The organism is Aestuariivita boseongensis (genome assembly GCF_001262635.1).
GTDB lineage: Bacteria > Pseudomonadota > Alphaproteobacteria > Rhodobacterales > Rhodobacteraceae > Aestuariivita > Aestuariivita boseongensis.
In genome coordinates this window covers 15,026-36,255 of record NZ_JXYH01000040.1, presented here as the reverse complement: position 1 = coordinate 36,255, position 21,230 = coordinate 15,026, and the positions used below count along the sequence as shown (strand labels likewise).

General features: G+C 57.7%; 27 protein-coding genes. 12 read left to right on the top strand and 15 right to left on the bottom strand.

The window, feature by feature from the left end; genetic code table 11:
- Positions 1 to 253: hypothetical protein (locus TR61_RS20275; RefSeq protein WP_216595405.1), on the top strand; the 253-nt coding region annotated here is incomplete at its 5' end.
- Positions 254 to 277: 24 nt separating this feature from the next.
- Positions 278 to 2,140, top strand: coding sequence for an adenylate/guanylate cyclase domain-containing protein (locus TR61_RS14390; RefSeq protein ID WP_050931066.1), 1,863 nt, complete (start codon positions 278 to 280; stop codon positions 2,138 to 2,140).
- A gap of 220 nt (positions 2,141 to 2,360) precedes the next feature.
- Here TR61_RS14390 and TR61_RS14385 read toward each other — a convergent pair whose 3' ends face one another.
- Complete coding sequence (locus TR61_RS14385) at positions 2,361 to 2,588, bottom strand: hypothetical protein (protein WP_172676985.1); 228 nt, start codon at positions 2,586 to 2,588, stop codon at positions 2,361 to 2,363.
- A 101-nt stretch (positions 2,589 to 2,689) separates the two neighbouring features.
- Here TR61_RS14385 and TR61_RS14380 point away from each other — a divergent pair, with 101 nt between their 5' ends.
- Complete coding sequence (locus tag TR61_RS14380; RefSeq protein WP_157440926.1) at positions 2,690 to 3,238, top strand: hypothetical protein; 549 nt, start codon at positions 2,690 to 2,692, stop codon at positions 3,236 to 3,238.
- On the top strand, positions 3,235 to 3,504 hold the full coding sequence (locus TR61_RS19970; protein ID WP_157440925.1) for a hypothetical protein: 270 nt from the start codon (positions 3,235 to 3,237) through the stop codon (positions 3,502 to 3,504). Before TR61_RS14380 ends, TR61_RS19970 begins: the two co-directional genes overlap by 4 nt.
- Before the next feature lie 323 nt (positions 3,505 to 3,827).
- Here the strand turns inward: TR61_RS19970 and TR61_RS14375 are convergent, their stop codons facing one another.
- From TR61_RS14375 to TR61_RS14345, 8 genes are all read right to left on the bottom strand, one after another.
- Positions 3,828 to 4,694 carry a transglutaminase family protein gene (locus tag TR61_RS14375; protein ID WP_050931057.1) on the bottom strand — a complete coding sequence of 289 codons (867 nt, stop codon included), beginning with the start codon at positions 4,692 to 4,694 and terminating at the stop codon, positions 3,828 to 3,830.
- A gap of 301 nt (positions 4,695 to 4,995) precedes the next feature.
- Positions 4,996 to 5,502 (bottom strand): hypothetical protein, encoded by a 507-nt coding sequence (locus tag TR61_RS14370; RefSeq protein WP_245626896.1) that lies wholly within the window; start codon positions 5,500 to 5,502, stop codon positions 4,996 to 4,998.
- Positions 5,503 to 5,578: 76 nt separating this feature from the next.
- Positions 5,579 to 5,758: a hypothetical protein gene (locus TR61_RS14365; RefSeq protein WP_050931054.1), complete on the bottom strand. Its 180-nt coding sequence runs from the start codon at positions 5,756 to 5,758 to the stop codon at positions 5,579 to 5,581.
- Between the two features lie 86 nt (positions 5,759 to 5,844).
- The gene (locus tag TR61_RS20405; RefSeq protein WP_245626895.1) at positions 5,845 to 6,252 is read right to left on the bottom strand and encodes a transglutaminase-like domain-containing protein; all 408 of its coding nucleotides are present in this window, start codon (positions 6,250 to 6,252) and stop codon (positions 5,845 to 5,847) included.
- 6 nt (positions 6,253 to 6,258) lie between these two features.
- Positions 6,259 to 6,417: a hypothetical protein gene (locus TR61_RS20400; protein WP_245626894.1), complete on the bottom strand. Its 159-nt coding sequence runs from the start codon at positions 6,415 to 6,417 to the stop codon at positions 6,259 to 6,261.
- Positions 6,418 to 6,684: 267 nt separating this feature from the next.
- Positions 6,685 to 7,425, bottom strand: coding sequence for a hypothetical protein (locus TR61_RS14355; RefSeq protein WP_157440924.1), 741 nt, complete (start codon positions 7,423 to 7,425; stop codon positions 6,685 to 6,687).
- A gap of 255 nt (positions 7,426 to 7,680) precedes the next feature.
- Positions 7,681 to 8,160, bottom strand: a complete 480-nt coding sequence (locus TR61_RS14350; protein WP_245626893.1) for a hypothetical protein — start codon at positions 8,158 to 8,160, stop codon at positions 7,681 to 7,683.
- Complete coding sequence (locus TR61_RS14345; protein ID WP_050931047.1) at positions 8,157 to 8,543, bottom strand: hypothetical protein; 387 nt, start codon at positions 8,541 to 8,543, stop codon at positions 8,157 to 8,159. The genes TR61_RS14350 and TR61_RS14345 overlap by 4 nt, the downstream gene beginning before the upstream one ends.
- Before the next feature lie 581 nt (positions 8,544 to 9,124).
- On the opposite strand from TR61_RS14345, the gene TR61_RS14340 reads away from it, so the two are divergent.
- Positions 9,125 to 9,550, top strand: coding sequence for a hypothetical protein (locus tag TR61_RS14340; RefSeq protein WP_050931044.1), 426 nt, complete (start codon positions 9,125 to 9,127; stop codon positions 9,548 to 9,550).
- Positions 9,547 to 9,960, top strand: coding sequence for a hypothetical protein (locus TR61_RS14335; protein WP_245626892.1), 414 nt, complete (start codon positions 9,547 to 9,549; stop codon positions 9,958 to 9,960). The genes TR61_RS14340 and TR61_RS14335 overlap by 4 nt, the downstream gene beginning before the upstream one ends.
- 459 nt (positions 9,961 to 10,419) lie before the next feature.
- Here the strand turns inward: TR61_RS14335 and TR61_RS14325 are convergent, their stop codons facing one another.
- The 3 genes from TR61_RS14325 to TR61_RS20185 all read right to left on the bottom strand — a co-directional run bounded on the left by TR61_RS14325 (position 10,420) and on the right by TR61_RS20185 (position 12,633).
- Positions 10,420 to 11,154, bottom strand: a complete 735-nt coding sequence (locus TR61_RS14325) for a Crp/Fnr family transcriptional regulator (protein WP_050931040.1) — start codon at positions 11,152 to 11,154, stop codon at positions 10,420 to 10,422.
- A gap of 817 nt (positions 11,155 to 11,971) precedes the next feature.
- Positions 11,972 to 12,409: a hypothetical protein gene (locus TR61_RS14315; protein ID WP_157440923.1), complete on the bottom strand. Its 438-nt coding sequence runs from the start codon at positions 12,407 to 12,409 to the stop codon at positions 11,972 to 11,974.
- A gap of 53 nt (positions 12,410 to 12,462) precedes the next feature.
- Positions 12,463 to 12,633 (bottom strand): hypothetical protein, encoded by a 171-nt coding sequence (locus TR61_RS20185; RefSeq protein WP_172676984.1) that lies wholly within the window; start codon positions 12,631 to 12,633, stop codon positions 12,463 to 12,465.
- A gap of 194 nt (positions 12,634 to 12,827) precedes the next feature.
- Between TR61_RS20185 and TR61_RS14310 the strand changes: the two genes are divergently transcribed.
- On the top strand, positions 12,828 to 13,517 hold the full coding sequence (locus TR61_RS14310; protein ID WP_050931033.1) for a hypothetical protein: 690 nt from the start codon (positions 12,828 to 12,830) through the stop codon (positions 13,515 to 13,517).
- Positions 13,518 to 13,742: 225 nt separating this feature from the next.
- The gene (locus TR61_RS14305) at positions 13,743 to 14,855 is read left to right on the top strand and encodes a tyrosine-type recombinase/integrase (RefSeq protein ID WP_050931031.1); all 1,113 of its coding nucleotides are present in this window, start codon (positions 13,743 to 13,745) and stop codon (positions 14,853 to 14,855) included.
- Between the two features lie 112 nt (positions 14,856 to 14,967).
- On the opposite strand, the gene TR61_RS14300 is transcribed toward TR61_RS14305, so the two are convergent.
- Positions 14,968 to 15,660 (bottom strand): winged helix-turn-helix domain-containing protein, encoded by a 693-nt coding sequence (locus TR61_RS14300; RefSeq protein ID WP_172676987.1) that lies wholly within the window; start codon positions 15,658 to 15,660, stop codon positions 14,968 to 14,970.
- Positions 15,644 to 15,931 (bottom strand): hypothetical protein, encoded by a 288-nt coding sequence (locus tag TR61_RS14295; protein WP_050931027.1) that lies wholly within the window; start codon positions 15,929 to 15,931, stop codon positions 15,644 to 15,646. The genes TR61_RS14300 and TR61_RS14295 overlap by 17 nt, the downstream gene beginning before the upstream one ends.
- Before the next feature lie 175 nt (positions 15,932 to 16,106).
- Here TR61_RS14295 and TR61_RS14290 point away from each other — a divergent pair, with 175 nt between their 5' ends.
- From TR61_RS14290 to TR61_RS14275, 4 genes are all read left to right on the top strand, one after another.
- The gene (locus TR61_RS14290) at positions 16,107 to 16,571 is read left to right on the top strand and encodes a hypothetical protein (RefSeq protein WP_050931025.1); all 465 of its coding nucleotides are present in this window, start codon (positions 16,107 to 16,109) and stop codon (positions 16,569 to 16,571) included.
- 106 nt (positions 16,572 to 16,677) lie between these two features.
- Positions 16,678 to 17,310: a ribonuclease HII gene (locus tag TR61_RS14285; RefSeq protein ID WP_050931073.1), complete on the top strand. Its 633-nt coding sequence runs from the start codon at positions 16,678 to 16,680 to the stop codon at positions 17,308 to 17,310.
- A gap of 88 nt (positions 17,311 to 17,398) precedes the next feature.
- Entirely contained in the window at positions 17,399 to 18,499 is a 1,101-nt protein-coding gene (locus TR61_RS14280) for a site-specific DNA-methyltransferase (protein WP_050931023.1), read from the top strand.
- A 165-nt stretch (positions 18,500 to 18,664) separates the two neighbouring features.
- Positions 18,665 to 20,056, top strand: coding sequence for an adenylate/guanylate cyclase domain-containing protein (locus TR61_RS14275; protein ID WP_050931021.1), 1,392 nt, complete (start codon positions 18,665 to 18,667; stop codon positions 20,054 to 20,056).
- 3 nt (positions 20,057 to 20,059) lie between these two features.
- Here TR61_RS14275 and TR61_RS14270 read toward each other — a convergent pair whose 3' ends face one another.
- Positions 20,060 to 21,193 carry an alkane 1-monooxygenase gene (locus TR61_RS14270; protein ID WP_050931019.1) on the bottom strand — a complete coding sequence of 378 codons (1,134 nt, stop codon included), beginning with the start codon at positions 21,191 to 21,193 and terminating at the stop codon, positions 20,060 to 20,062.
- Positions 21,194 to 21,230: the final 37 nt, after the last annotated feature.

Genomic DNA, 21,230 nt, shown 5'->3' with positions numbered 1-21,230 from the left:
GTTCAGTCAGATGTCCGCAAATCAGCTTACAGAAGCCCTTCAAGACGACCGAACCGACCGGCGGCGCCCGCTTTGGTGCCTGAACGACCGCTTCTCCCAGCACTTGCCATTCGGCACTGATGCCTCCGACGTCTCAGATGCGGACGAAGCGGTCCACGAATTGCCTGCTTTGGAGCAGGCTCTTGCGTGCAGAGATGTGATGCGACGCAAAACGACTGCTTTCATTCTGGCATGGCCAGACTGCGTGGGTTAGCCTTCGTACCCAAGGGAAGTGAGAATGGAACGCAGGCTTTCGGCAATTCTCGCGGCGGATGTCGTCGGCTACACGCGCTTGATGGGCGCGGACGAAACGGGCGTATTGACCGCGCTGCGTTCACATATCGAGGACCTTATCGCTCCACTGGTTTCTGAACATGGCGGGCGCATCGTCAAGCTGATGGGTGACGGTCTTCTGGTCGAATTTCCAAGTGCCGTAAGCGCTCTGCAATGCGCAGTTGGAATCCAGAGCGGGATGGAAAATCGCAATGCCGGGACCGCGCAGCAGCAGCGCATCGATTTCCGCATCGGCATCAATATCGGCGATGTGATCGTTGAGGGCGACGACATTTATGGCGACGGCGTGAATATTGCGGCACGTATTGAAAGCCTCTCAGAGCCCGGTGGGATACTTCTTTCCCAAAGCGCCCATGATCAGGTCAAGGGAAAGGTGAATGGCCAATTTCGCGACCTTGGACTGCAAACGCTGAAGAATGTTGCTGATCCCATACGGGTCTTCAGTTTTCAAACTGGTGGCGTAGTCAGGAAGCGACCGACCCTACTCAGAAGACATCTGGCACGCCGCATCGGTCTGGTATCCGCGGTTCTGATCTTGATCGCGATCACCGGCGTTGGAATATGGTGGTATCGAGATGACGCTTCTTTTGGGGGGCGTGCGGATTTTCAGCTACCCGACCGGCCCTCAATCGCGGTTCTGCCTTTCGAAACATTCCGAGATGACGAAGACTATCGCTATCTCGCCGATGGCATGTCCGAAGACATCATTACGCAGCTTGCGCGCAATGCCGAGCTTACAGTGATGGCGCGGTCAGCATCATTTGCTGTCGCAGAGAAAACGAGTGACGCCGCCGAGATTGCGCGAGAACTTGGCGTTTACTACTTACTCACAGGCAGTGTCCGGCGCAGCGGCGATCACCTCAGGATCACAACACAGCTGGTCGACGGGAAAAGTGGGAGGAATGTTTGGGCTGAGGCCTATGAGAGCACAGCGGAAACCGTATTCGATACGCAGGACGACATCGTCGAACGGATTGTAGGTTCTCTTTTCTCCGAAGTTCGCGAAATCGAAAAGGGCGAAATTCTGAGGCGACCGCCGGAAACCTTGGACGTCTATGAACTCGCTTTGCGTGGCGTCGCGCGGAAGCATCGGCTGAACCCTGTAGATTCGGAATTGGCGAGACAAGATCTTTCTCGCGCGATCGAACTGGACCCGGACTACGCACCGGCTTGGCTATACCTGGGTTGGGTGGAAGGGATAGCCATTGCCTTCGGTTGGGCTTCGGACCTCGGACCAGCCGATCTGTCATCGGCGATTGCAAAGATCGAGAAGGCCATTGAAATCGACCCGACTCTGGCGACCGCATTTCAGGCACTTGGTATACTTCGGTCTTGGGTTGGCGATACTGAAGGCGCGCTTCAAGCCGCGAGAAGGTCGGTGGAACTCGGGCCGGGAGATGCAGACAACATCCTGTTTCTGGGCCGTGCATATGCCAATATCGGTGAGTTCGACAAAGCGGTCGAAACAGCGCGGAAAGCTTTCGAGCTGAACCCGATCAGACCTAGTTACTATGATGCTGCGATGAGTCGCGCGTTGTGGGGACAGGGTGAATACGATGCATCTCTAGAGGCCGCGAGCGACTGTCTTGCCAAGACGCCGGGTTATTCAGCCTGTCAAGTCTTCCAGGTCGCCAGCAACATCGCACTCAACAAGCCAGATAGCGCGTCTGAAGCGGTTCGAAGGCTCACTGAATTGTACCCAACTATGACAATCGGTGTTGCTGTAACTGGTATGGGCTACGCTGGTGATCAGTCTGCAAATGCAAGGCTTGCCGAGCAACTGAAAGCCGCTGGACTGCCAGATTAAGTAAAGGCATCGCTCCGACAAAGGCCGCTTTGGGCTCAGAGCAGTCGTTCGCTGCGGTATGCATGAACGTCAGCTTTGACAGAAAGCGGCCCGCCTGACGGTCCTCTGTTAGCCTGTGCGGCAATGCCCACGAAGGAACTGGGTCTGTTTCTAGATTCACCAACCCTGGGAGCGGTGGTGGCAGCCAATATTTTACGTGGGCAAAATCAAGTATTTTCGGTCAGTGTCCGCTCTGGCCGCGCCGTTCCGGCTCCATCGGTAGCGTATAGTCCGGCGCAGGCACCCCGTGCGCCTCCAGCCATTCAAGAATAACCAACCACTGATCCTGCGGACCGGTGTGGCACCGCAGTTCTGCCAATGCTTCTAGCTTGCAGCGCAAGTCGTACGGAATGGTCATCGGCCATTTGGGCATATGGCGTGCTCTGTATGGGCTGCGGTGTTCGCTCATCAATGGTTAGAACAATATGAGAACAAATGGTTCCGGTCTACACGCCATTCAGGTATACTTGCAGCTGTCATCAGAGCCATCTGAGCAGAGGCGGTTTTCACATGAGCAAAGTACCAAAAGAGACGAAAAATGCGGAGGCTAGTCCGGGTCTGGGCGTAAGGCTGGAAGGATCGGCAGAGGACGGACACCAGCTCATATTGTCTAGCGAGAGCGCACTGAAAGACATATTCGCGACTGACTGCGACCTACAGGCCAATGCCCTGATAGCCCATTGCCTGAAAGTCCTGATGGGGTCTGAGGCCGGGGATGCAGGCGAGGCGAATGATGAACGCGGCTTCATGTTGTCCATCGTAAAAGACATAGAGCCGCGCGATGCGGTCGAGCGCATGCTGGCGGTGCAGATGGCCACAACCCATGTCGCTCTGGTCCGGCAAGGCAACCGCATGGCGTATGCCCAGCACCTCCCGCAATTCGAAGCGCATGAGAAAGCCTACAACAAGCTGGCCCGCACCTTTACGGCTCAGGTTGAGGCGCTGCGCAAAAACCGCAATGGCGGCAAACAGACGGTCACGGTGCAACATGTGAATGTCGAAGAGGGCGGTCAGGCCATTGTCGGCAATGTGGCGACCGGGGGGGAGGGCTACGCATGAAAAGTGACAACAACCTCATGAAGAGCGCGCATGCCGCCCCCAGATGCACGGCAACATCAAAGCGGACGGGCGAGCGGTGCAAGGGGCCGGCCGTGAAAGGTTGGTCGGTGTGTCGGTTCCACGGTGCCCGAGGTGGTCATGGCCCCGGCAGAGCAAACCCGGCCTACAAGCACGGGATGCGGTCGAGGGAATGGATCGAGATGCGCAAGCAGATCAATGACCTGGCGCGGATGGAAAAGGAAATTGAGAATTTGATCTCTGAGTGATCACAGTCTTTCTACGCCCACTTGGCGGCGAAGAGCGGTCATCTGAGAAAAACTGTCGGATGTCTGTGTTGAGCCCATAGGAGACCTCTTAATCTAGCGCTGCGCACGCTCGCAGCACGAAAATTGCCGCATGTGCGCAAACCTCATCGCTGCCGTGCGGCGGTATGACCGGCCACCGATGGAACTTGCAGCAACGATGAAGCGCGCAATTTGCGGGTCTCGGACAAACTGACAATCCGCTGCTCTTGAGCGGGTAGCAGATGTGGTTCACCCGGCAGTACCTCGTTCCACGACTCACACGATTGATACACATGCAACGGCCGTCAGGAGTCATTCACTTCCACTCTAACATTCATCGATAAAACGTCAGATGACTTACCCTGGAAGCTGCCGGACACAGACGCGACCTGTTCGATCCTCCGTGCAACTGCGACAGGAATGAGATTGATGGAGCCAACAGATCTGTTGGTTGGGTCGAACGATATCCAGCCGGCGCCGGGGACAAAGACCTCGACCCAGGCATGAGTCGAGCCGGCGTCGGCGGAGCCAAACTCGTTTCCGGACGGATTAAAGAGGTATCCCGAAACGATCCTCGCGCCAAAGCCAAGTGTCCGGACCGCTTCCGCGAAGAGAACGGCGAAATCGCGGCAGGACCCCCAGCCTTTGTCGAGGGTCTCCAGCGGCCCTTGTGTGCCCTCCGTCTCCCGGCTTTGGTACAAGATTTGACCGGTGACACCGTTGCTGATGTCCTTCAGTAGGGAAAGCGTGTCGGTCGGGCGGCCCATTACAAAGCCTTCGGCCCACCGGGACAACCGCCCAGCATCATCCGCATATTCTGGCACGGCCAACGCCCCGAGGTCGGTCCGGTCGTCGATCGTATATTGAAACGGGTAAAACGCCGCATCGGCAGCGATCGGAAACACGGGCCATACGGGGGCACGCAGGTCTACACGCGCGCGCGATCGTATTGAAAGCGTCTCCGTTGCAGCGTCGAACTGCGCCGTCGCGACCGAATTGCCAGCAACATCGTGTGACCAGTCGATACGGGCTTCGGGGCTGATTTGCAGATCGAAGGACGTCAGGCTGAGATCACGGGTCTCCCGCGGACGCAGCATCAGCCTGTGCGGTCCTAGAGAAACCGTATTGCGATACCGATAGCAGGTCGCGTGTTTGATGATGACGGACGGCATCGGCGAGGCCTATGACAATCGACCGCCGGAACGACGGCGCCCATGTCCGCCACCCTCGGAGATTGCCGCGCGCCAGACAACTGATCCCTTGCAGCGCGAACATATCCGCTCGCCGAATCCCTCACTCCAGAAGAGCGACCTGCACCTCAGGCAGATACGCTCGCCAGGAATGTCTGCCGCCGCCCTGGGTATCTCCACTTCCACGTCCGCAGACTTGATCGTCATTTCCGCTCCTCGCGTTTCCTCAGTCGTTTCAGGTCGCCAGTGGCTTGGATCAGTCGGCATCTGACTGTCACCGGTGTCATTCTCCTATGCCAGGGCGAGGACTACCGGGGAGTGGGCCGGAAATACTCGCATCCATCCCGCCATGGCACCCATCCATCTTGGATGGATCATCTTGCCCTGCCTGCCTTCTGTCTACCTCAGGCAAGCCAGGCCCGGAGTGGAGATGTCGCAAATGCGCCTCGGAGACGCCATCCGCCTGCATGACGAGACGGATCATCGGGTCGGAAAGCATCTCTTCAAGGACGAAATCCGTCAAGGCCTGGCCGGTCAGCTTGTCCCTTGCGCGTGCGTGGTCGAGGTCGGCAAGAGAAACAGTTAGGATTCTCTCTAGTCCCGGATGCGATGTCCTAGGATGAAGCTTCACCATGACAGAGGCTTTCCAGGCTGCAGGATCATGTTGATCAGGGGGTGAAACCAGTTCCGTTTCAATCTCGTACTCTCCCGCCGGAAGCGTTTCGGCAAAGCCTGGAACGGTAAATGGTCGGCAAAAGACTGCGATCGTCTTGCTCGTCAGGTCTTCCATAGGCGTGATCCTCTCCCTGTTTGTTGCGGGTGGTCTGCGCCCCATTTGAGGATGGGGCGCATCGTCTGTGCAGGTCTCAAGATGACTTAGATTTCGTTGTCGCTTCCCCGTCGGTGGCCTTTGGCTCGTTGGCCTTGGCAGGAGTCTTAGTGGTCTCCGCAAGCTTCGGCTTCATCGCGGCCGCCGCCCGGGCAGTCAGGTCATTGAATGACATGTTATCGATCCTTTGATTGGCCGGCGCCAACTCCTCGTCCATGTCGGACCGGGACGGTTGGCGTCGGTGACATATATATAGGGACTGGCGACCCGATTTACGATGTCGTGCCGCAAATGAACCCAAAGTCAGGTCAACCTATCTATCCAGACGTCAAATTGCGTCAGTTTATTCGGTCCGAATGTCTGGGTCAGCGGCACATCCGCCGCATCCCGCCCCCGGGCGATCAGGATGCGCTCGATGCGCCTAGTTTTGTTGCGCGGATCGAAGACCCACCAGCGACCGTCGACATAGACCCCAATCCAGGCCGCGAAATCGTCCAGGGCGTGGGGCTCGGGTTCGCCGGACTCGCTCAGGTAGCCAGTGCAGTAGCGGGCCGGGATGTTCATGCAGCGGCGGAGGGCGATGGCGAGATGGGCGAAGTCGCGGCAGACGCCGTGACCTCCGGCGAGCGTTTCGGACGCTGTGCGGGTCGCGCTCGCCTGCATGTAGTCGAACGAACCGGCTGATTGCACGAAATCACAGATCGCCTGCACACGCGCCTAGCCCGGCGGGGTGTTCCCGAACAGGCGCCACGCCTCTTCCGACAGAATATCCGTGTTGCAGTAGCGACTGCCAAGAAGATAGACCAGTGTCTCGAAAGGCAAATCCTGTGCGGCTTGTTGTGCGGCTTCTGGCGCGATGGGATCGGGCGACCGCAATCGCGGAATATCCCGTCGGTGGACAGCGTAAAGTCGCCGGCCGGCGCCACCATACGTGTGCACCAGTTCCCGAACCAATCGCGATAGCTTTGCAACGGCACACTCGGCGATGTCACCAGGTAGTCAGCGCGCTCCAAGTCCCCGAATCGAGAGTAATGCACGTTCAGCATCGCGATTAGGGGCGTCGGCTGCGTCAGCCGGTGGCGCAGGCGGCATCCGATCTGCATTCGGATGCTTGGCGCGTCGCGGTAGTTTGATCGTGGAGCTCTATCGTCCAAGAACGCACTCCCCATCCGCGAGTTGAAAGCCGCGATCGCATCGCCAACGGTTTCCGGATCGATCGAGATGCGCGTTGGTCGGAAGGGCGATCGCGACACAGGCGTTGTCCACCGGCTCAAATCCGCGTTCACAGCGCCATCCCGGCCCGTAGGAGGCCGGGTCAAGAAGCGCATTCTCAGGAAGCACCACGGGATCGCAGCGGCCATCGACTTCGAAAAAGCCTCTCTCACACGCCCATGGGTGACCGTAGTCCGCATTAGTTAGATAGCCGTTCTCGGGAACCGCGATCGGAACGCAGGCGCCGTAGCTGGCCTTGAAACCGCGATCGCAGGTCCATCCGGAGCCTGAGGTGTCGTCGATGAGATAGGCGTTCTCTGGCAGGACGACCAGAACGCAGGTATCGCGATTCCGTCGGTATCCGCGGTAACATTGCCAATCGTATCCCGCGGATCGCAGAAAGGCATTCTCGGGCATTGGGATCGCCTCGCAGGACGTGCCTCCCACTTCTTTGTAACCACGCCTGCAGGCCCAACCCAGGCCGTAGGCCCGACCCGTTGCATAGGCATTCTCAGGGATGTCGAGAGCCAGGCATTTGGCACCCTCCACCCGATAACCAAGATTGCAGTTCCAACCGCCGCCATAGCTGCGCAACTGAGCGTTCGGTGGCATCGGACCTATGCCGTCCTGCGCAAAGACAGGGACGACAATGGACGCGATGACACCAGCCAAGACTGTTATTCTCGCTATTAGCCTTGCAAGCGGACGTTTCGTTGGTGCCTTGTGGTATCTCATCGGCGTTTCCTTAGCAGACCAGTGTCTGTTGATTGCCGCCGGGGGGCCTTCGATAGCCTAAGCCTGAACGCTCCGGTGACCCGTCGGGTGGGCGCGAATTTTGGCGGGGAGCTCGCCGAAGTTGGTTCCGGCGGCATGCCTTCGTTCTCCGCCACTTGGATCGAGAAGTCTTTTTGGATAGTCGTGCGGCTGCTACCAGTCATCAGAAGACAATTTGTGCAAGGCCGCAGCTGCAAGGGCATGTTCCTTCTGGTGGTAGTCGCCGCGGAACTTGCCATCGACCTGTACCTCCCAGATGCCGTTTCTTTTGCGCACCTGAACCCTACCGCGCTGCGCCGCCCGGTTCACGGAAGAACCTTTTCCACCTCTTATATTCTGCGGCCCGGATTTCATGTTGGTCATTTCCGGCTCTTTCGCGTTGGGCGCGCGCGCTTCTCCGAGGAGCATCACGGCGCGGATGAACTCTTCCGCATAATCGTCGGTTTCGCGGTGGTCATGTTCGTGCCGGACCATACGCATCGGCTCGACGAACCGTTCTCTCAAATGTTCGACAAATCGCGGTTCAGTGCGCGCCATGAAAGCGATCAGGGCTTGAAGCACCCTTTCATGGGCGAGCACGCGCCGCTCGAGGTCGGTGATCTCCGGGGAAGCTATCGGCATGGCGTGGTTCATCCTTCATCAACCGCGTTTTCCGGGCGCTCCGGCGAACGGTCGACAGCAAGTGCTGCCAAACAAGCCTGCGCGATATCCCGGTTCGGCACATCGGTACCCGGCATCGTCGCCCAGCCGGCTGTCATGAGGGCGTCGCGCCTCTGGTAAGTCGAGGCGGCTCGGATCGTTTCCAACTTGTCTGTTCGTGACGGGTCGGAGCGCGCCATTTCGAGGCAGACCGGGACCATGGATGCGACAACGCTGTCGCGAGACGTCGCCATCGCCCTGTCATAAGCGGTGCCGCCTGTCACCCAGCCACCCAAGGAAAATCCGAAGATGCCGACAAAGGCCGCCCCAATAACGGCACCATAGATGCCGGGTTTGAACCATTCTGAAGTATTCATTTCAATTCCTCCTGCGGAGAAAGCACCGCTACGCTATGACTGTCTGTTTCGGATGTTGTTGCGTCCCGGCTCAGCGCCTATTGTAGGTGGCTGTCGGATATCGCCCTCAACGCTGTACGCCCCGCATGACTGCCTTCCGCAGGCGCCATCTGGTAGGTCGCCGTCAGTCGATAGGCTTCGAAGCTCGACCCCCCACAAGCTCCTCTTTGACGAGAACCTCAAAGTCGTCTGCGGGCAAATCGCCCGGCTATCCCGGCAAGGCGAACGGGTTTGAAAACGTTACCGCCGATCTGGTGGACCGCATGTTCATCTCTAAACTCCGCGATGTTGGCAGATCCGTCGCTCATCACTGTTGCACCCCTTGGAATGCTAGACGGATCAGTCGAACGAATTACTCTCTTGTACCTCGAGATTGTCCGACTGGCGCTGACCCATGTTAGTCCTGGACACAGCACCGGTTGCGACTTTCCTTAGGGGCAGTCGCGTGCACTGACCTGTGTAAGGGCGACGAGACCGACCTGCACGTATCCTTTGGCAAAAAGGGATGATCTGCGTTCCTGCAACACTTGAAAGGAGTGGCGATGGCCGGCCCCAAAGTTCTCAACCCGCACCCGCCCGAGTTCGAACGATTTCTCTATGCGTACGTGGGCGAGGACCGGAACGGATATTTCGTGACGGTCCTCTCCACCCTCGCGCGCCTCGGCCTCGATCCATGGACAGAAACCGCTGAACTGGTTAAGCTTGGGCGCGACGACGCGCGCGCACGATTGGGAACGCTGCTTGTCCGATTTCGGGACGTCCCTGCGCTCGCAAACGATCACGGGAGGGTCGCAAGAGACCTGAGTCGGCTGCTTCCCGAAGGACCGACGTTAGGTGCCCCGCAGCGAACTGCCTCCAAGTTAGACGACGGCCGCCCGGCAACAAGCGGCGCTATCTGGGCGGTGCTCGCGATCATTTTTATACTGTTTCAGATACTCATGGTTGGCGGTTCGGGGTCAGGCGAATGACCGCATCAACCGCGACCACGAGGAGACCGGCACATGCCGCGCACAAGTCCGGTACACTTTCTCCACACGAACAGGGCATACTCTGGGACATGGAGGAACGCTTCTGGACCAGTGGCGCCGACAACGCGCGGGCAACGACTGCGACCAACGCCGTCATGGTCTTCCCCTATCCGCCCGGAATCCTGCAGGGCGACCAGATCTGGACCAACCTTCCTGAAAGGACCGGCTGGCAAACCGTTGTCATTGCTGAACGGCGCGTGATGCGGTGTCATGACATCGCCATTCTCACCTATCGCGTTTCGGCAGAGAAAAAAGACGTGCCAATCTACAAAGCTCTCTGCGCCTCTACCTACCTCAACGATGACGACAGATGGCTGAGGATTTCCCACCAGCAAACTGCAGTGACTTGACATGAGCAGAGGCAATCTACCTGCCAAAGAAACCGGGACTAACTTGCGTCAGTGCGGCAGGAAGCCGATATCGGTCAGGTAAGACGTGCCAGCTGTGTATTTGGTGGCGCAACTTTTTCGAGTACCCGAGAAGCGTGTGGGCGTGCCGATCCACAGAAAGTCGGCATGTCTGCGCGCTTCTTATTCTCGGAGTGCCAAGGAAAAGACAAATCCAATGGCTCCCGAACAGAACAAGAATGCCGGGAAGATGAAGTCCGTCAAGGCCGCCTGGACAAGGCGTCCGCCGGCCCGAAAAGGATGCGGCTATGAAACACTTCCTGGCAGCCGAGAAGGCGCATACGGTGAATGACGACGCCGAGACCAACAAGGAATTGAATGCGGCGATCCACGCCCTCGCGTGAACGCCATCGTTTGTTTCAATACTTGGGGTCGCCTGCCGGGCAACGAAGGGTGGCCCTTTCACTTCAGGAGCGGCCCGGTCTGATCCAGATATGCCGGATCGAACTCGGCAAGTTCCACCAGTGCTCCATAGTCGTGAAACGACACGCGGCGGTCCCGAAAGGTGACCAGTCCGCTCTCGCGAAGATGGCGCAGAACGCGATTCACGTGGATGGCACTCAGCCCCAGAGCATCCGCAAGGTGGTACTGGGTTAGCGGGCAGTCATACCCATCCTTGCTCCCCATTCCCACTAGCGCAAGCCTCGTTCCCAGCTCCAGTAGGAAATGCGCCATGCGGGCGTCCGCATCGCGCCGACCGATGCCTACGAGATGCTCCACCACCATCGCCTCGTCCCGTGAGGCCGCCCAGAGTATGGCGGTCGCTAGGCGAGGGGTCCGCGCGAACGTATTAAGAAGGTCGCTCTTCAACACTTCCGCAGCCTCGATGTCGACGATGGGTTCGAAACTGTGGTCCGACGTGCGCAAGAGTACACTCCGCAGCCCGAGAAAATCTCCTGGCAGCTGGAAATCGACGATCTGCCGTGTCCCGTCGGCCTGCAGCTTGTAGGAACAGACCCAACCCGCGGACAGAATATAAGCGGCCTGAGCTGACTGGCCCTGATGCACTAACTCGCGCCCCGCGACGAAGGAGCGACGACGCTGATGAAGTTGTGCAAGCACGGCCAGTTCGACCTCCGACAGAGCGACGAAGGCAGAAAGCTTGCGGGCCAGAGGGCTATGTTCAGTTGATGTCAAGGAGGCTCCCGGCGTGTCGCGACCCAGGAACGGAAATCGGCCCAGATACTGCTCTGAATCAGTCCAGCATAGAACACTATGCTGCTACAAGTACGCTTCACTGTCATTTGCTGCATTTTTTCAACAGCAACAGGCAGTTCGAGAATCCGCGACCGATGCGTAGCTATTGACGCCTGCGGCCCATAGCAAAGATGCGTTTACAGGTCGCATAGACATAATTTGAGTGGGGCTTTCCCGCTGAAGGATACCTTATGCAACCCCCTAAATTGCTTCCATCACAATTATATGAGCCTTTGACAGTTGCGGTGGTCTTCGGTCTCTTCGGTTTTTTCTTAGGCAACCTAACAAATGGCCCAGACTTTCGTGATTCAGCGAGACTGATGGCACATGACGCTATGATAACAGCCCTGGTACCGACATGTCTCGCTCTGTCCCTAAGTGATGCTGACCGCGTCGCAAAACTCCGAGCAATCAGTGGAGCTCAATTATACTTGCGACGGGATGCAGTTCGTCGGAGCGGGTGGGCAACTGTTCCTGGTTCAGAGATCGCTAGCTCCGACTTGGCGGCAGCATGCTTGGATTTGCTGGATCTTGCGCCCGCAAGAGACCTCAGGAAAAACCGTTTCGACGCTGGTTGACTTCAGAGAGAAATTCGAGCGCCTCTTATTGTGGACCGCCCGATAGTGCGCAAACCCAATAACTTTCGAATCCTTAAAACCGCCATTTGGTCCATTTGTTCTCGAGAGAGACATCCGAAGCTAGCCCCGAATATGGTGGGTTCTGACTTTGAACAATTCGAGTATATTGAATGTCCGCTTCAGGGAAATCGTGCTGCAAGGACGGCAAAGCTCTGTTCATCTTCGAGCGATCCAAACAGCATGTACTCGGGCTGATCGAACGGGACCAATGCTCCGCGCGCTAAAGCATCAGATCGTTCCCTCACGGCATCCCGGATTTCTGGCGACAAATTTTCAACTTGGGCAAGGAAAGTAGACCGAATTTCTTCGAACTGCCCGATAGTGATTTTGCCTTGGGCTGCCTTGAGAGAGCCAAGTGTTCCAATTGCTACCCACGCTGGATCAGATCGTTCTTGCTCGACCATCCACGCCGCTGTGTATTCGGCCTTTCTGGCATTGTTCGCTGAAAGATTCTGAATAATGTCGGGCGCTTGGCTGGCATCTGACCAATAATCGTTCATCTCAAAAGGGACGGGAGAGGGACACCCTGGAACCGTTACAGTCTCTTCCATAGCCATGCTAGAGGAACCTATGATTCCGAAGAGGAGAGCAGGCATCAATTGCATGTGCTTCATTCGATCACCTCAGGCGGCAACATTTCCTCAACTGCCCCGGTGATCCGCGCCTTTCGGCCCACACGGGGGCGCGGCAGCTCAGCACAGGCCGCTTTTTGGCCATCAGTGTCTTTCGTCCCCAAACCGATCAGAACACTGGTGACATATCGCCGATACCCAAGACCCATGCCAACGCTTCCATAGCCTTTTGTAGCCTCACAGCGCGACTCTTTACAAAAGATCTCAGACGACAGCAGGCAGAAGCTCAAAAGAATTTTTTTTGTCGCGCAAAAAATCTCTACGTGTCTAATGAAATATTATTTCGTTGACTTGTACCTCTCTACGAAATATTGTTTTGTAGGCATGGGCGCAGGGGTCGGATATGGCAAAGCTCAAAGATTTGGCAGTATTGATCGAGCAAATGAACGGAGGCGACAAAGCGCGCAGCAACTCGCTTGTCATGGTCGCTCGCAAGGCTGGACTGTTTACCACCGGTGGGCGCGGACCAAATGCTCCCGAAATGACGCCAATCGATTTCAGTCGTGCATTGCTCCTAGGCGCCATACTATACCCACCAACCCGAGCTGCTGAGGCCGTGAAAGCACTTGAGGCTGCGCGGTTTTCAACAGCAATAGTTGAAATGGCAGATGGCAATTTCCCGGCTGTTTTAAGAGCTGGTGGACCAATAGACGAAAGCGAAGTCGAAGAAATCGAGCTTCCGACGTTCTTAGATGAACTACCCGTGGACCTCGAAGGGCTTCTAACACTGCTTTTTTCAGCGGTCTTCTCTGGACGGTGGTCATTCGAGGCAACGGACTATTTGCTAATCACGGATACTCCGGGGCGATCCATGGTATCCATCAATCTGGCGGGACAACGATACGGCGAGGTCGTTGGCAATCGTATTGATGAAGATGTGCGCACAAAAGATCACTTTAATTGGCACTTTAGCTTCGACCTGGAGAAGCCAACGACAGACCATGAGTTATTTGGCGAGGTGCAACGGAGAATTTCATCTAATGCACTGTTAGCAATGCAAAATTTAGCCCGACAGGACAACCCCGATGCCTAGAAAGCACGCACCAAGCATGCCGGCGAATACAGACACGGGCTGCGAAATTCTTGACGGAGGGTACACCCCAGAAGAGTGGTCGGAATACCTCTCCGATCGCGGAATACTGGTTAAGGCCGACACTATTCGGAAAAAGGCGAATGAAACAGGCCAGCGATACAAGGTGTTCGGTAAAACCGTCATCACCGGAGAACAAATGACCAATCTCATCAAGGAGGTCACGGAATGCCACTCAAAGCCAAATTGCGCGGACATATCTGGTGGGCTTCTGGTCGCGTCCACTACAACGGCAAGCCAATCACCAAATACATCAGACGCAGCACTGGAGCATCTGAAGAGGCAGGCGCTCATGACTGGATCAAAGACTTTGAAGCCCGGGAAATCCGTCGTTACATCCTTGGAGAAGAAGCGGACAAACTGATATTAAGGGATGCGATCACCCTGTATGACGCCAAGCCAAAAGAGGCCAAGCGCCTGCTGGGCATCTTCAATGCTATTGGTGGCGAATTTTTGAACCGTGAGGTGGATAGCATCACGGGAAAAGAGTTGCGTGATCTGGCCAGAATACTGAAGCCAAGCGCGTCAACAGATACAATGTGGCGCGAGGTCGTGACGCCGTTGAGGTCCGTCATTAATAGTGCGCATGATTTGGGCAAGTGCCAACCAATCAAGGTCAAGCGGTACTCAGAGAAAGAACGCATCCAACAAGATGAAAGTCGCGGTAAGCAAAGCCGTGTCGAGCGAACGCCCGGTAACAGGGAATGGCTGGAGGCTTTCTGTGCTGAAGCAGACGTGCACAACGCGGCGATGGCCCGTTTCATGTTTGAAACAGCAGCCCGTATCGACCAAGCGGTAAGCCTGACGCCGCGGGATGTTGACCTTATGAAACGGCGGGTTTGGTTGAAGGCTCAGAAAGGCCACCCGGCCCAGTGGGTCTCAATATCACATCAAATGATGATTGATCTAGCCAACTTGCCGCCTAAACGGCCCATAAACCGAAAAACAGGCGATGTTATGAAGGCGCGTATCTTTGGATATGGTAGCCCAACTGGTTACACAAAAAGATGGCGCACCATCTGCCAGCGAGCCGGAATACCGTACATTCCAGCGCATCAAGCTGGCAGGCACGGCTACTTTACCGAGTTGACAGTGCGTCTGGGAGTGAACCCAGTAGATGCTGCCAAGGCCGGCAGGTGGGCGGACCCCAACTTGCCTATGAGAACTTATGCACATTCGGTTGTTGATGAAGGTGAAATCAGAGAGCGCCTGCGTACAAATCCCGTACAAGCAGGAAATCAGTCGTCAACTAACTATTTGGCAAAAAAGGAAAAAATGTGATATGAAAAGCCCCCTCCTAAGGGGCAGGTTGCAGGTTCGAATCCTGCCGGGGTCACCAATGTCTTAAGCTCGTCGGACTTGCGCAGCCATGAAGCCGGGCAGGCGCGCCACCTCAGATCATCTTGATGACGTCTTTTTCGATGGCCAGCATGTATCCGCGCCGGGCGATGTTCTTGACCAGAAGCTCGCTCACGATCTGATTGCCCAGCGTGTCGCGCAGCCGCTTGATCCGGGTCGCGCCCGCGGCCTCGTCGCAATCGGCGGCATTGCGGCCCGAAACAACCGCCTCGATCTCGGCTCCTGACATCACGTCGTCATCCATCCGCGCTTCGGCCAGAACCGCGAGGGTTTCCATCGCTGCATCGGTCAGTTTGAAGCCCAGGTTGTTCAGATACACGGTGTTTTCTTCCCGGCTGATCAGCAGCGAATTCACCTGGATCCCCGCCCGCTCCACCTGCGCCATGCGCCGGTTCAGCGTGACCAGCATCACCAGAAAGACCAAAGCCGCGATCAGCATCGCGGTTGCGGATACCAACAGAACGAAGATCACCAAACGGTAGGATCGCAGCGTATCGGAAAAGGCGGTGCCGGACTGCGCCAGGATCTCAAGCAGCTTGATTTCGGCCTGGCTGGTCAGGTCGTCATTTTCCACAAAGATCTGTTCCACCTTCATGTTGAAGGCATTGGCATCCGGCAAAGTCAGGAACAGCACCGTCGCGGCAGCGGCCAGGATCAGGACGATAGCGGCAATGCCGATGGGCACGATCCGCGTATTCTGGCGCACCGGCTCAGAAGCGAAGGAAATAGGGTCCTGCACTGTCCCTCCTCTCGGTCAAACCTTCCGGCCCGAAGACCGACACGATGTTCAGCAGGGTCCAGCCGCCCTGCGCGATGCGGGCGGCGACCTCGGCCCGGGCGGCGTTTGCCGAACAGGGCCCCTGCAGCTGGACCACACCGTAATGCAGTCTCAGCGGGTTATCCTGCTTTGCCTTGTAATCGGCATAGCATTCCGCCTGCGCGGGCGCGGCAACGGCCATAAGGGCCACGGCCAGCAAGGAAAAAGCGATCTGTTTCATGCCGTCAGATTGCGCGCTGTCTGATGGATATACAATAACTTCCGCGTCTTAGCGGCCTGATATCCGATAACCATGGGCTGTTATTGTGTGTCTGACGCCCCCTCCCGCAGATTTGGATCAAGCCGGTGCACAGGGGTGTTCCGGCACCTCTTTGACCCGAAGAAGGAGTGTTCCAATGCACCGCTATTTCATTGCCGCCGTGGTTGCCCTGACTGTTGTCATCACCGGCGTGTCTGCCGCCCCCGCCCGCGCGGACAGCGACGATCTTGCCAAGGCGCTGGCCGGCATTGCCGCGATCGCGATCATCGGCAAGGTGATCCGCGATCGGAAAAAAGACGATCACGTCACCCATAACTACAACCACAATTACAACACCCACCGTCCCCCGGTGATCCAGCCCCGCCCCCTGCCGCCGCGCGTGTCGCGCAAGACGTTGCCCGCGCAATGCGTGCGTGAAGTGCAGGCACGCCACGGCAACACCCGCCGTGTCCTGGGCGCGCGCTGCCTGGAACGGAACTACCGTTTTGCCAACCAGCTGCCGCGCAACTGCGCCCGCCAGATCGAAACCTATCGCGGATGGCGCTGGGTCTATGGCGCGCGCTGTCTGCGCCAGAACGGTTACGAGATCGCCCGCTACTAAAAAGCGGGGAGAGCGGCACCCAAGCCGCACCTCAAGGGAAACGCCTCCGTCCCCGGCGTTTCCCTTTTTGCTTGCGCAACCCGCGCCCCTGCGGTTTGACGTGCCCATGTCTGCGCCTGATTTCCAGATCGAACACGAGTTGATGGCCCTGGGTCACCTGCGCATCGCCGGTGTGGACGAGGTCGGGCGCGGCCCGCTGGCAGGCCCGGTGACCGCCGCCGCGGTGATCCTTGATCCGGACGACATCCCGCAGGGCCTGAACGATTCCAAGAAACTCACCGCCAAGGCCCGCACCCGCCTCGCAGCCGAGATCGACGCAAAGGCCCATGTCTGCGTGGCCCATGCCTCGGTCGCCGAGATCGACCAGCTGAACATCCTGCGCGCCTCTCACCTCGCGATGGAGCGCGCCGTGGCCGGTCTGCCGGTCCAGCCGGATTTCCTGCTGATCGACGGCAACATGATCCCGCGCGGTCTGGCCCTTCCGGCCCGCGCCGTGGTCAAGGGCGATACCCGCTCCCTGTCGATTTCGGCGGCCTCAATTATGGCCAAAATATGTCGCGATCAGATCATGGTGGATTTGGCGCAACAGCACCCCGGCTATGGCTGGGACGCGAACGCCGGATACCCGACAAAAAGCCACAAAGAGGCGCTTCAAAATCTTGGGGTGACCCCACACCATAGACGGTCTTTCAAACCTGTCCACAATATATTGTATCAAGAGAAAAATGTAAGTCGTTGATTCAAAAAAGAAATTGACGGCGAATCAGGTTTGACTCATCTTTGTCCACAACCAACGAGCGTGAAACACGCCGGGACAGAGGCAGACAATGACAAAGACCAAGACAAAGGGCGCGACCGCGCTCCCTCTCAATACGATTCTGGATGGCGACTGCATCGACGTGATGAATACGCTGCCCGAGGCATCCGTTGACCTGATCTTTGCCGATCCGCCCTATAACCTGCAGCTGAAGGGCCAATTGCACCGCCCCGACAACAGCCAGGTGGATGCGGTCGATGATCATTGGGATCAGTTTTCCTCTTTCGCCGCCTATGACCAGTTTACCCGCGACTGGCTGAAAGCCGCGCGGCGCCTGCTGAAGCCCAACGGCGCGATCTGGGTCATTGGCAGCTATCACAACATCTTCCGTGTGGGTGCGACCCTGCAGGACCAAGGGTATTGGATCCTGAACGATGTGGTTTGGCGCAAGTCGAACCCGATGCCCAATTTCCGCGGCAAACGCTTCACCAACGCGCATGAGACGATGATCTGGGCCTCCAAACAGGAAGGCGCGAAATACACCTTCAATTACGAGGCGCTGAAGGCGCTGAACGAAGGCATCCAGATGCGCAGCGATTGGGTTATCCCGATCTGCACCGGCCATGAACGTCTGAAGGATGAAAACGGCGACAAGGCACACCCCACCCAAAAGCCCGAGGCACTGTTGCACCGCATTCTGGTGGGCTGCACGAACCCCGGCGATGTGATCCTCGATCCGTTCTTTGGCACAGGCACCACCGGGGCCGTGGCCAAAATGCTGGGCCGTGATTTCATCGGGATCGAACGCGAGGAAGCCTATCGCAAAGTCGCCGAAAAACGCCTGTCGAAGATCCGCAAATTCGATCGCGAGGCGCTGCAGGTCTCAACCTCCAAACGCGCCGAGCCGCGCGTGCCCTTCGGCCAGCTGGTCGAACGCGGCATGCTCCGCCCGGGCGAAGAGCTTTATTCCCCCCGTGGCAAGGTCGCCAAAGTCCGCGCCGATGGCACGCTGATCGGCCACGATGTGAAGGGGTCGATCCACCAGGTCGGCGCCCATCTGGAAGGCGCACCCAGTTGCAATGGCTGGACCTACTGGCACTTCAAACGCGACGGCAAACGCGTGCCCATCGACCTGCTGCGCAAGCAGATCCGGGCCGAGATGCAGAATTAACCTCGCAAAAAAAGACTTACCCATACCGCCGGTGCCTGTGGCCTGACACATGGCACTAAACTCAAGCCCCGCCTTTCCCGGCGGGGTTTTTTTCGTCAGGGGGCTATGTAAATTGGATAAACATTCTATTTTGGAACGAACGAACCGCCCTCAAAGGACGCCGACATGGTCGACACCGCCGCGCCACCCCGCCGAAGATTTCCGATGTCATTGATCGTGACCCGGGCTGAACTGTCAGACAACCAGCAGAACCGCTACACCGAACAAGCGCTGGAAATGCACAAGCGCGACGGGCTGAACCTGGCCGTCAAAGCCCGCTGGATCGCGCTGGCGGTCGTGGCGATCATGCTGCCAATTCTTAATCCGCAGTGGGAGGTTCTGTATTACCACGCACTGCTGGCCATTATGGCGTTGAACGGTTGGGTGGCCAGCCGTGTGGGGCGCGTGGGCGTCTCCCGGCTCGAGCTGCTCGTTCTCTTTATCGACCTGTTGGTCCTGACCATCGCACTGACCCTGCCGAACCCCTTCGGTGACAGCGACTGGCCCACCGCGATGGCTTATGAGTTCGGGAATTTCGTCTATTTCTTCATCATTCTCGCAGGCGGTACGCTGGCATATTCCTGGCGCACGATCATCGCCATCGGCCATTGGACAGCCGCTTTGTGGATCGGTGGAGCGGTGCTGGTCTGGTTTTTCGGAACGACCTATCCCGAAATGACTGATGCTGCGACGCAAGCGTTCGGGAATGACCCCGCACTCCTTCAACTCTTTGATCCCAACAACATTGATTTCGACATCCGGTTTCAGGAGGTCGTCGTCTTTGTCCTGGTGGCCTACACTCTCGCCCTGACAGTCCGTCGCTTTAACCTGCTGCTGTTAAACAACGCCGCACTTGAACGCGAACGTGCGAACCTCTCGCGCTACTTCTCCCCTAATGTGGTGGAAGAGCTGTCGAACAACGACGACCCCCTGAAACAGATACGCACCCATAACGTCGCGGTGCTCTTCGTCGATATCGTGGGCTTTACGAACCTGGCCGCCGATGAACATCCCGAAAACGTCATCGGCATGCTGCGCGGCTTCCACCAGCGGATGGAGACCGAGGTGTTTCGCTTTGACGGCACGCTCGACAAATATCTCGGCGACGGTCTGATGGCGACCTTCGGCACGCCCGTTGCGGGCGAACGCGATGCGCTGAACGCGCTCTGCTGTGCCAAGGCCATGGTCCAGGCGATGGAGCAATGGAACGCCGAACGCCGCGCAATAGGAGAGCCGGAAATCACCGCCCATTTCGGCGTGCATTACGGCCCAGTCGTTCTGGGCGATATCGGTGTGAACCGGCTGGAATTCGCCGTGGTCGGCAACACCGTAAACGTCGCCGCCCGCCTGGAAAAACTGACCCGAGAGCTTGAGGCCGACATCGCCATCAGCGATCACACTCGCGTGCAGGCGATCCGCGAAAGCTCGGACACCGATCCGACGCTGGCGGGGTTCGCCAATCGCGGGCCACGTGCGATCCGGGGCCTCGACCGCCCCATCGACGTCTGGACGATCTGACGCTTATCGCGGCAGCGGCGTGGCGTGTTTGTTATAGGGCCGCCAATCGGTGATCTCGGGGTAATAGCGCGTCCGCCACGCTTTCACACGCGGGTTCATGATGCGCTTCCACAGGGGCGGGATCATCGCCGCAACCGTCATCACCGGATATCCGTAAGGCAACTGGGGCGCGTCCGCTTCGGTATAGTTCTGCAACAGCGGAAAGCGCCGGTCGGGCTTGTAATGGTGATCCGAATGACGCTGCAGGTTGATCAGAAGCCAGTTCGATGCCTTCTGCGCGGCGTTCCACGAATGCTGCGGCAGCACATGTTCGTATTTCCCATCGCCCAGATGTTTCCGCGTCAGCCCGTAATGTTCCACATAGTTGACCAGTTCCAGCTGCCAGATCGCCGTGCCGGCCTGGATCAGGAAAAACAGCACCCCAGCCCAGCCGCCGATGGCAAAAGCCAGCAAAAGCATGATCCCCTGCAAGGTCCAGTATTTCCAGAACGGGTTCGACGCGTCATGCCAGGGCAGATCCTTGCGCGCCAGCATCGCCTTTTCCGCCTTGAAGGCCGACACCAGGCTTTCCTTCAGAACGCGTGGATAAAACCGGTGGAACCCTTCGTTATAGCGCGCCGTCACAGGATCGCGCGGCGTCCCGACATAGCGGTGATGCACCAGCAAATGTTCTGACCTGAAATGCGAATACATCACCATCGCCAGAAGGAAATCGGCCAGCCACCGCTCCAGCTTGTCTTTCTGATGCATCAGCTCATGGCTGTAATTGATCCCGATGGTGCCGGAAATCACCCCCATGCCGAAAAACAGTACCACCTTGCCAAAGCCTGACAAATGGTCGGTATGGATCGCGTACCAGATCAGGCCGAACAGGGTCACGAATTGCAGCGGCGCCCAGATCAGCGTGACCAGCTTGTACCAGTACAGATCCTCCTCAGTGGCGGACAGATCGGCGTTTTCCAGCTCCAGCCCGACGAATCCGTCCAGCGCGGCGAAGAAATACCAGGTGACCAGCGGCAGCAACGCCAGCGTCCAGCCGCCATTCACCGCGCCGATCCAGGCCAGTGGCAACAATCCCAGCGAAATCCAGAACGGCGCGGCGCGCTGCCATCGGGCAAGTTGGTCTGGGGCGATCATCGGGGTGGCTCCGGCTGCGATCTCATTGGCTAAGCCA

Bases quoted from the DNA above. Each gene is read 5' to 3' on its own strand.
- TR61_RS14390 (WP_050931066.1), top strand. From the start codon at position 278: ATGGAACGCAGGCTTTCGGCAATTCTCGCGGCGGATGTCGTCGGCTAC.
- TR61_RS14385 (WP_172676985.1), bottom strand. From the start codon at position 2,588: ATGAGCGAACACCGCAGCCCATACAGAGCACGCCATATGCCCAAATGG.
- TR61_RS14380 (WP_157440926.1), top strand. From the start codon at position 2,690: ATGAGCAAAGTACCAAAAGAGACGAAAAATGCGGAGGCTAGTCCGGGT.
- TR61_RS19970 (WP_157440925.1), top strand. From the start codon at position 3,235: ATGAAAAGTGACAACAACCTCATGAAGAGCGCGCATGCCGCCCCCAGA.
- TR61_RS14375 (WP_050931057.1), bottom strand. From the start codon at position 4,694: ATGCCGTCCGTCATCATCAAACACGCGACCTGCTATCGGTATCGCAAT.
- TR61_RS14370 (WP_245626896.1), bottom strand. From the start codon at position 5,502: ATGGAAGACCTGACGAGCAAGACGATCGCAGTCTTTTGCCGACCATTT.
- TR61_RS14365 (WP_050931054.1), bottom strand. From the start codon at position 5,758: ATGGACGAGGAGTTGGCGCCGGCCAATCAAAGGATCGATAACATGTCA.
- TR61_RS14350 (WP_245626893.1), bottom strand. From the start codon at position 8,160: ATGAACCACGCCATGCCGATAGCTTCCCCGGAGATCACCGACCTCGAG.
- TR61_RS14345 (WP_050931047.1), bottom strand. From the start codon at position 8,543: ATGAATACTTCAGAATGGTTCAAACCCGGCATCTATGGTGCCGTTATT.
- TR61_RS14340 (WP_050931044.1), top strand. From the start codon at position 9,125: ATGGCCGGCCCCAAAGTTCTCAACCCGCACCCGCCCGAGTTCGAACGA.
- TR61_RS14335 (WP_245626892.1), top strand. From the start codon at position 9,547: ATGACCGCATCAACCGCGACCACGAGGAGACCGGCACATGCCGCGCAC.
- TR61_RS14315 (WP_157440923.1), bottom strand. From the start codon at position 12,409: ATGGCTATGGAAGAGACTGTAACGGTTCCAGGGTGTCCCTCTCCCGTC.
- TR61_RS20185 (WP_172676984.1), bottom strand. From the start codon at position 12,633: ATGGGTCTTGGGTATCGGCGATATGTCACCAGTGTTCTGATCGGTTTG.
- TR61_RS14310 (WP_050931033.1), top strand. From the start codon at position 12,828: ATGGCAAAGCTCAAAGATTTGGCAGTATTGATCGAGCAAATGAACGGA.
- TR61_RS14305 (WP_050931031.1), top strand. From the start codon at position 13,743: ATGCCACTCAAAGCCAAATTGCGCGGACATATCTGGTGGGCTTCTGGT.
- TR61_RS14295 (WP_050931027.1), bottom strand. From the start codon at position 15,931: ATGAAACAGATCGCTTTTTCCTTGCTGGCCGTGGCCCTTATGGCCGTT.
- TR61_RS14290 (WP_050931025.1), top strand. From the start codon at position 16,107: ATGCACCGCTATTTCATTGCCGCCGTGGTTGCCCTGACTGTTGTCATC.
- TR61_RS14285 (WP_050931073.1), top strand. From the start codon at position 16,678: ATGTCTGCGCCTGATTTCCAGATCGAACACGAGTTGATGGCCCTGGGT.
- TR61_RS14280 (WP_050931023.1), top strand. From the start codon at position 17,399: ATGACAAAGACCAAGACAAAGGGCGCGACCGCGCTCCCTCTCAATACG.
- TR61_RS14275 (WP_050931021.1), top strand. From the start codon at position 18,665: ATGGTCGACACCGCCGCGCCACCCCGCCGAAGATTTCCGATGTCATTG.
- TR61_RS14270 (WP_050931019.1), bottom strand. From the start codon at position 21,193: ATGATCGCCCCAGACCAACTTGCCCGATGGCAGCGCGCCGCGCCGTTC.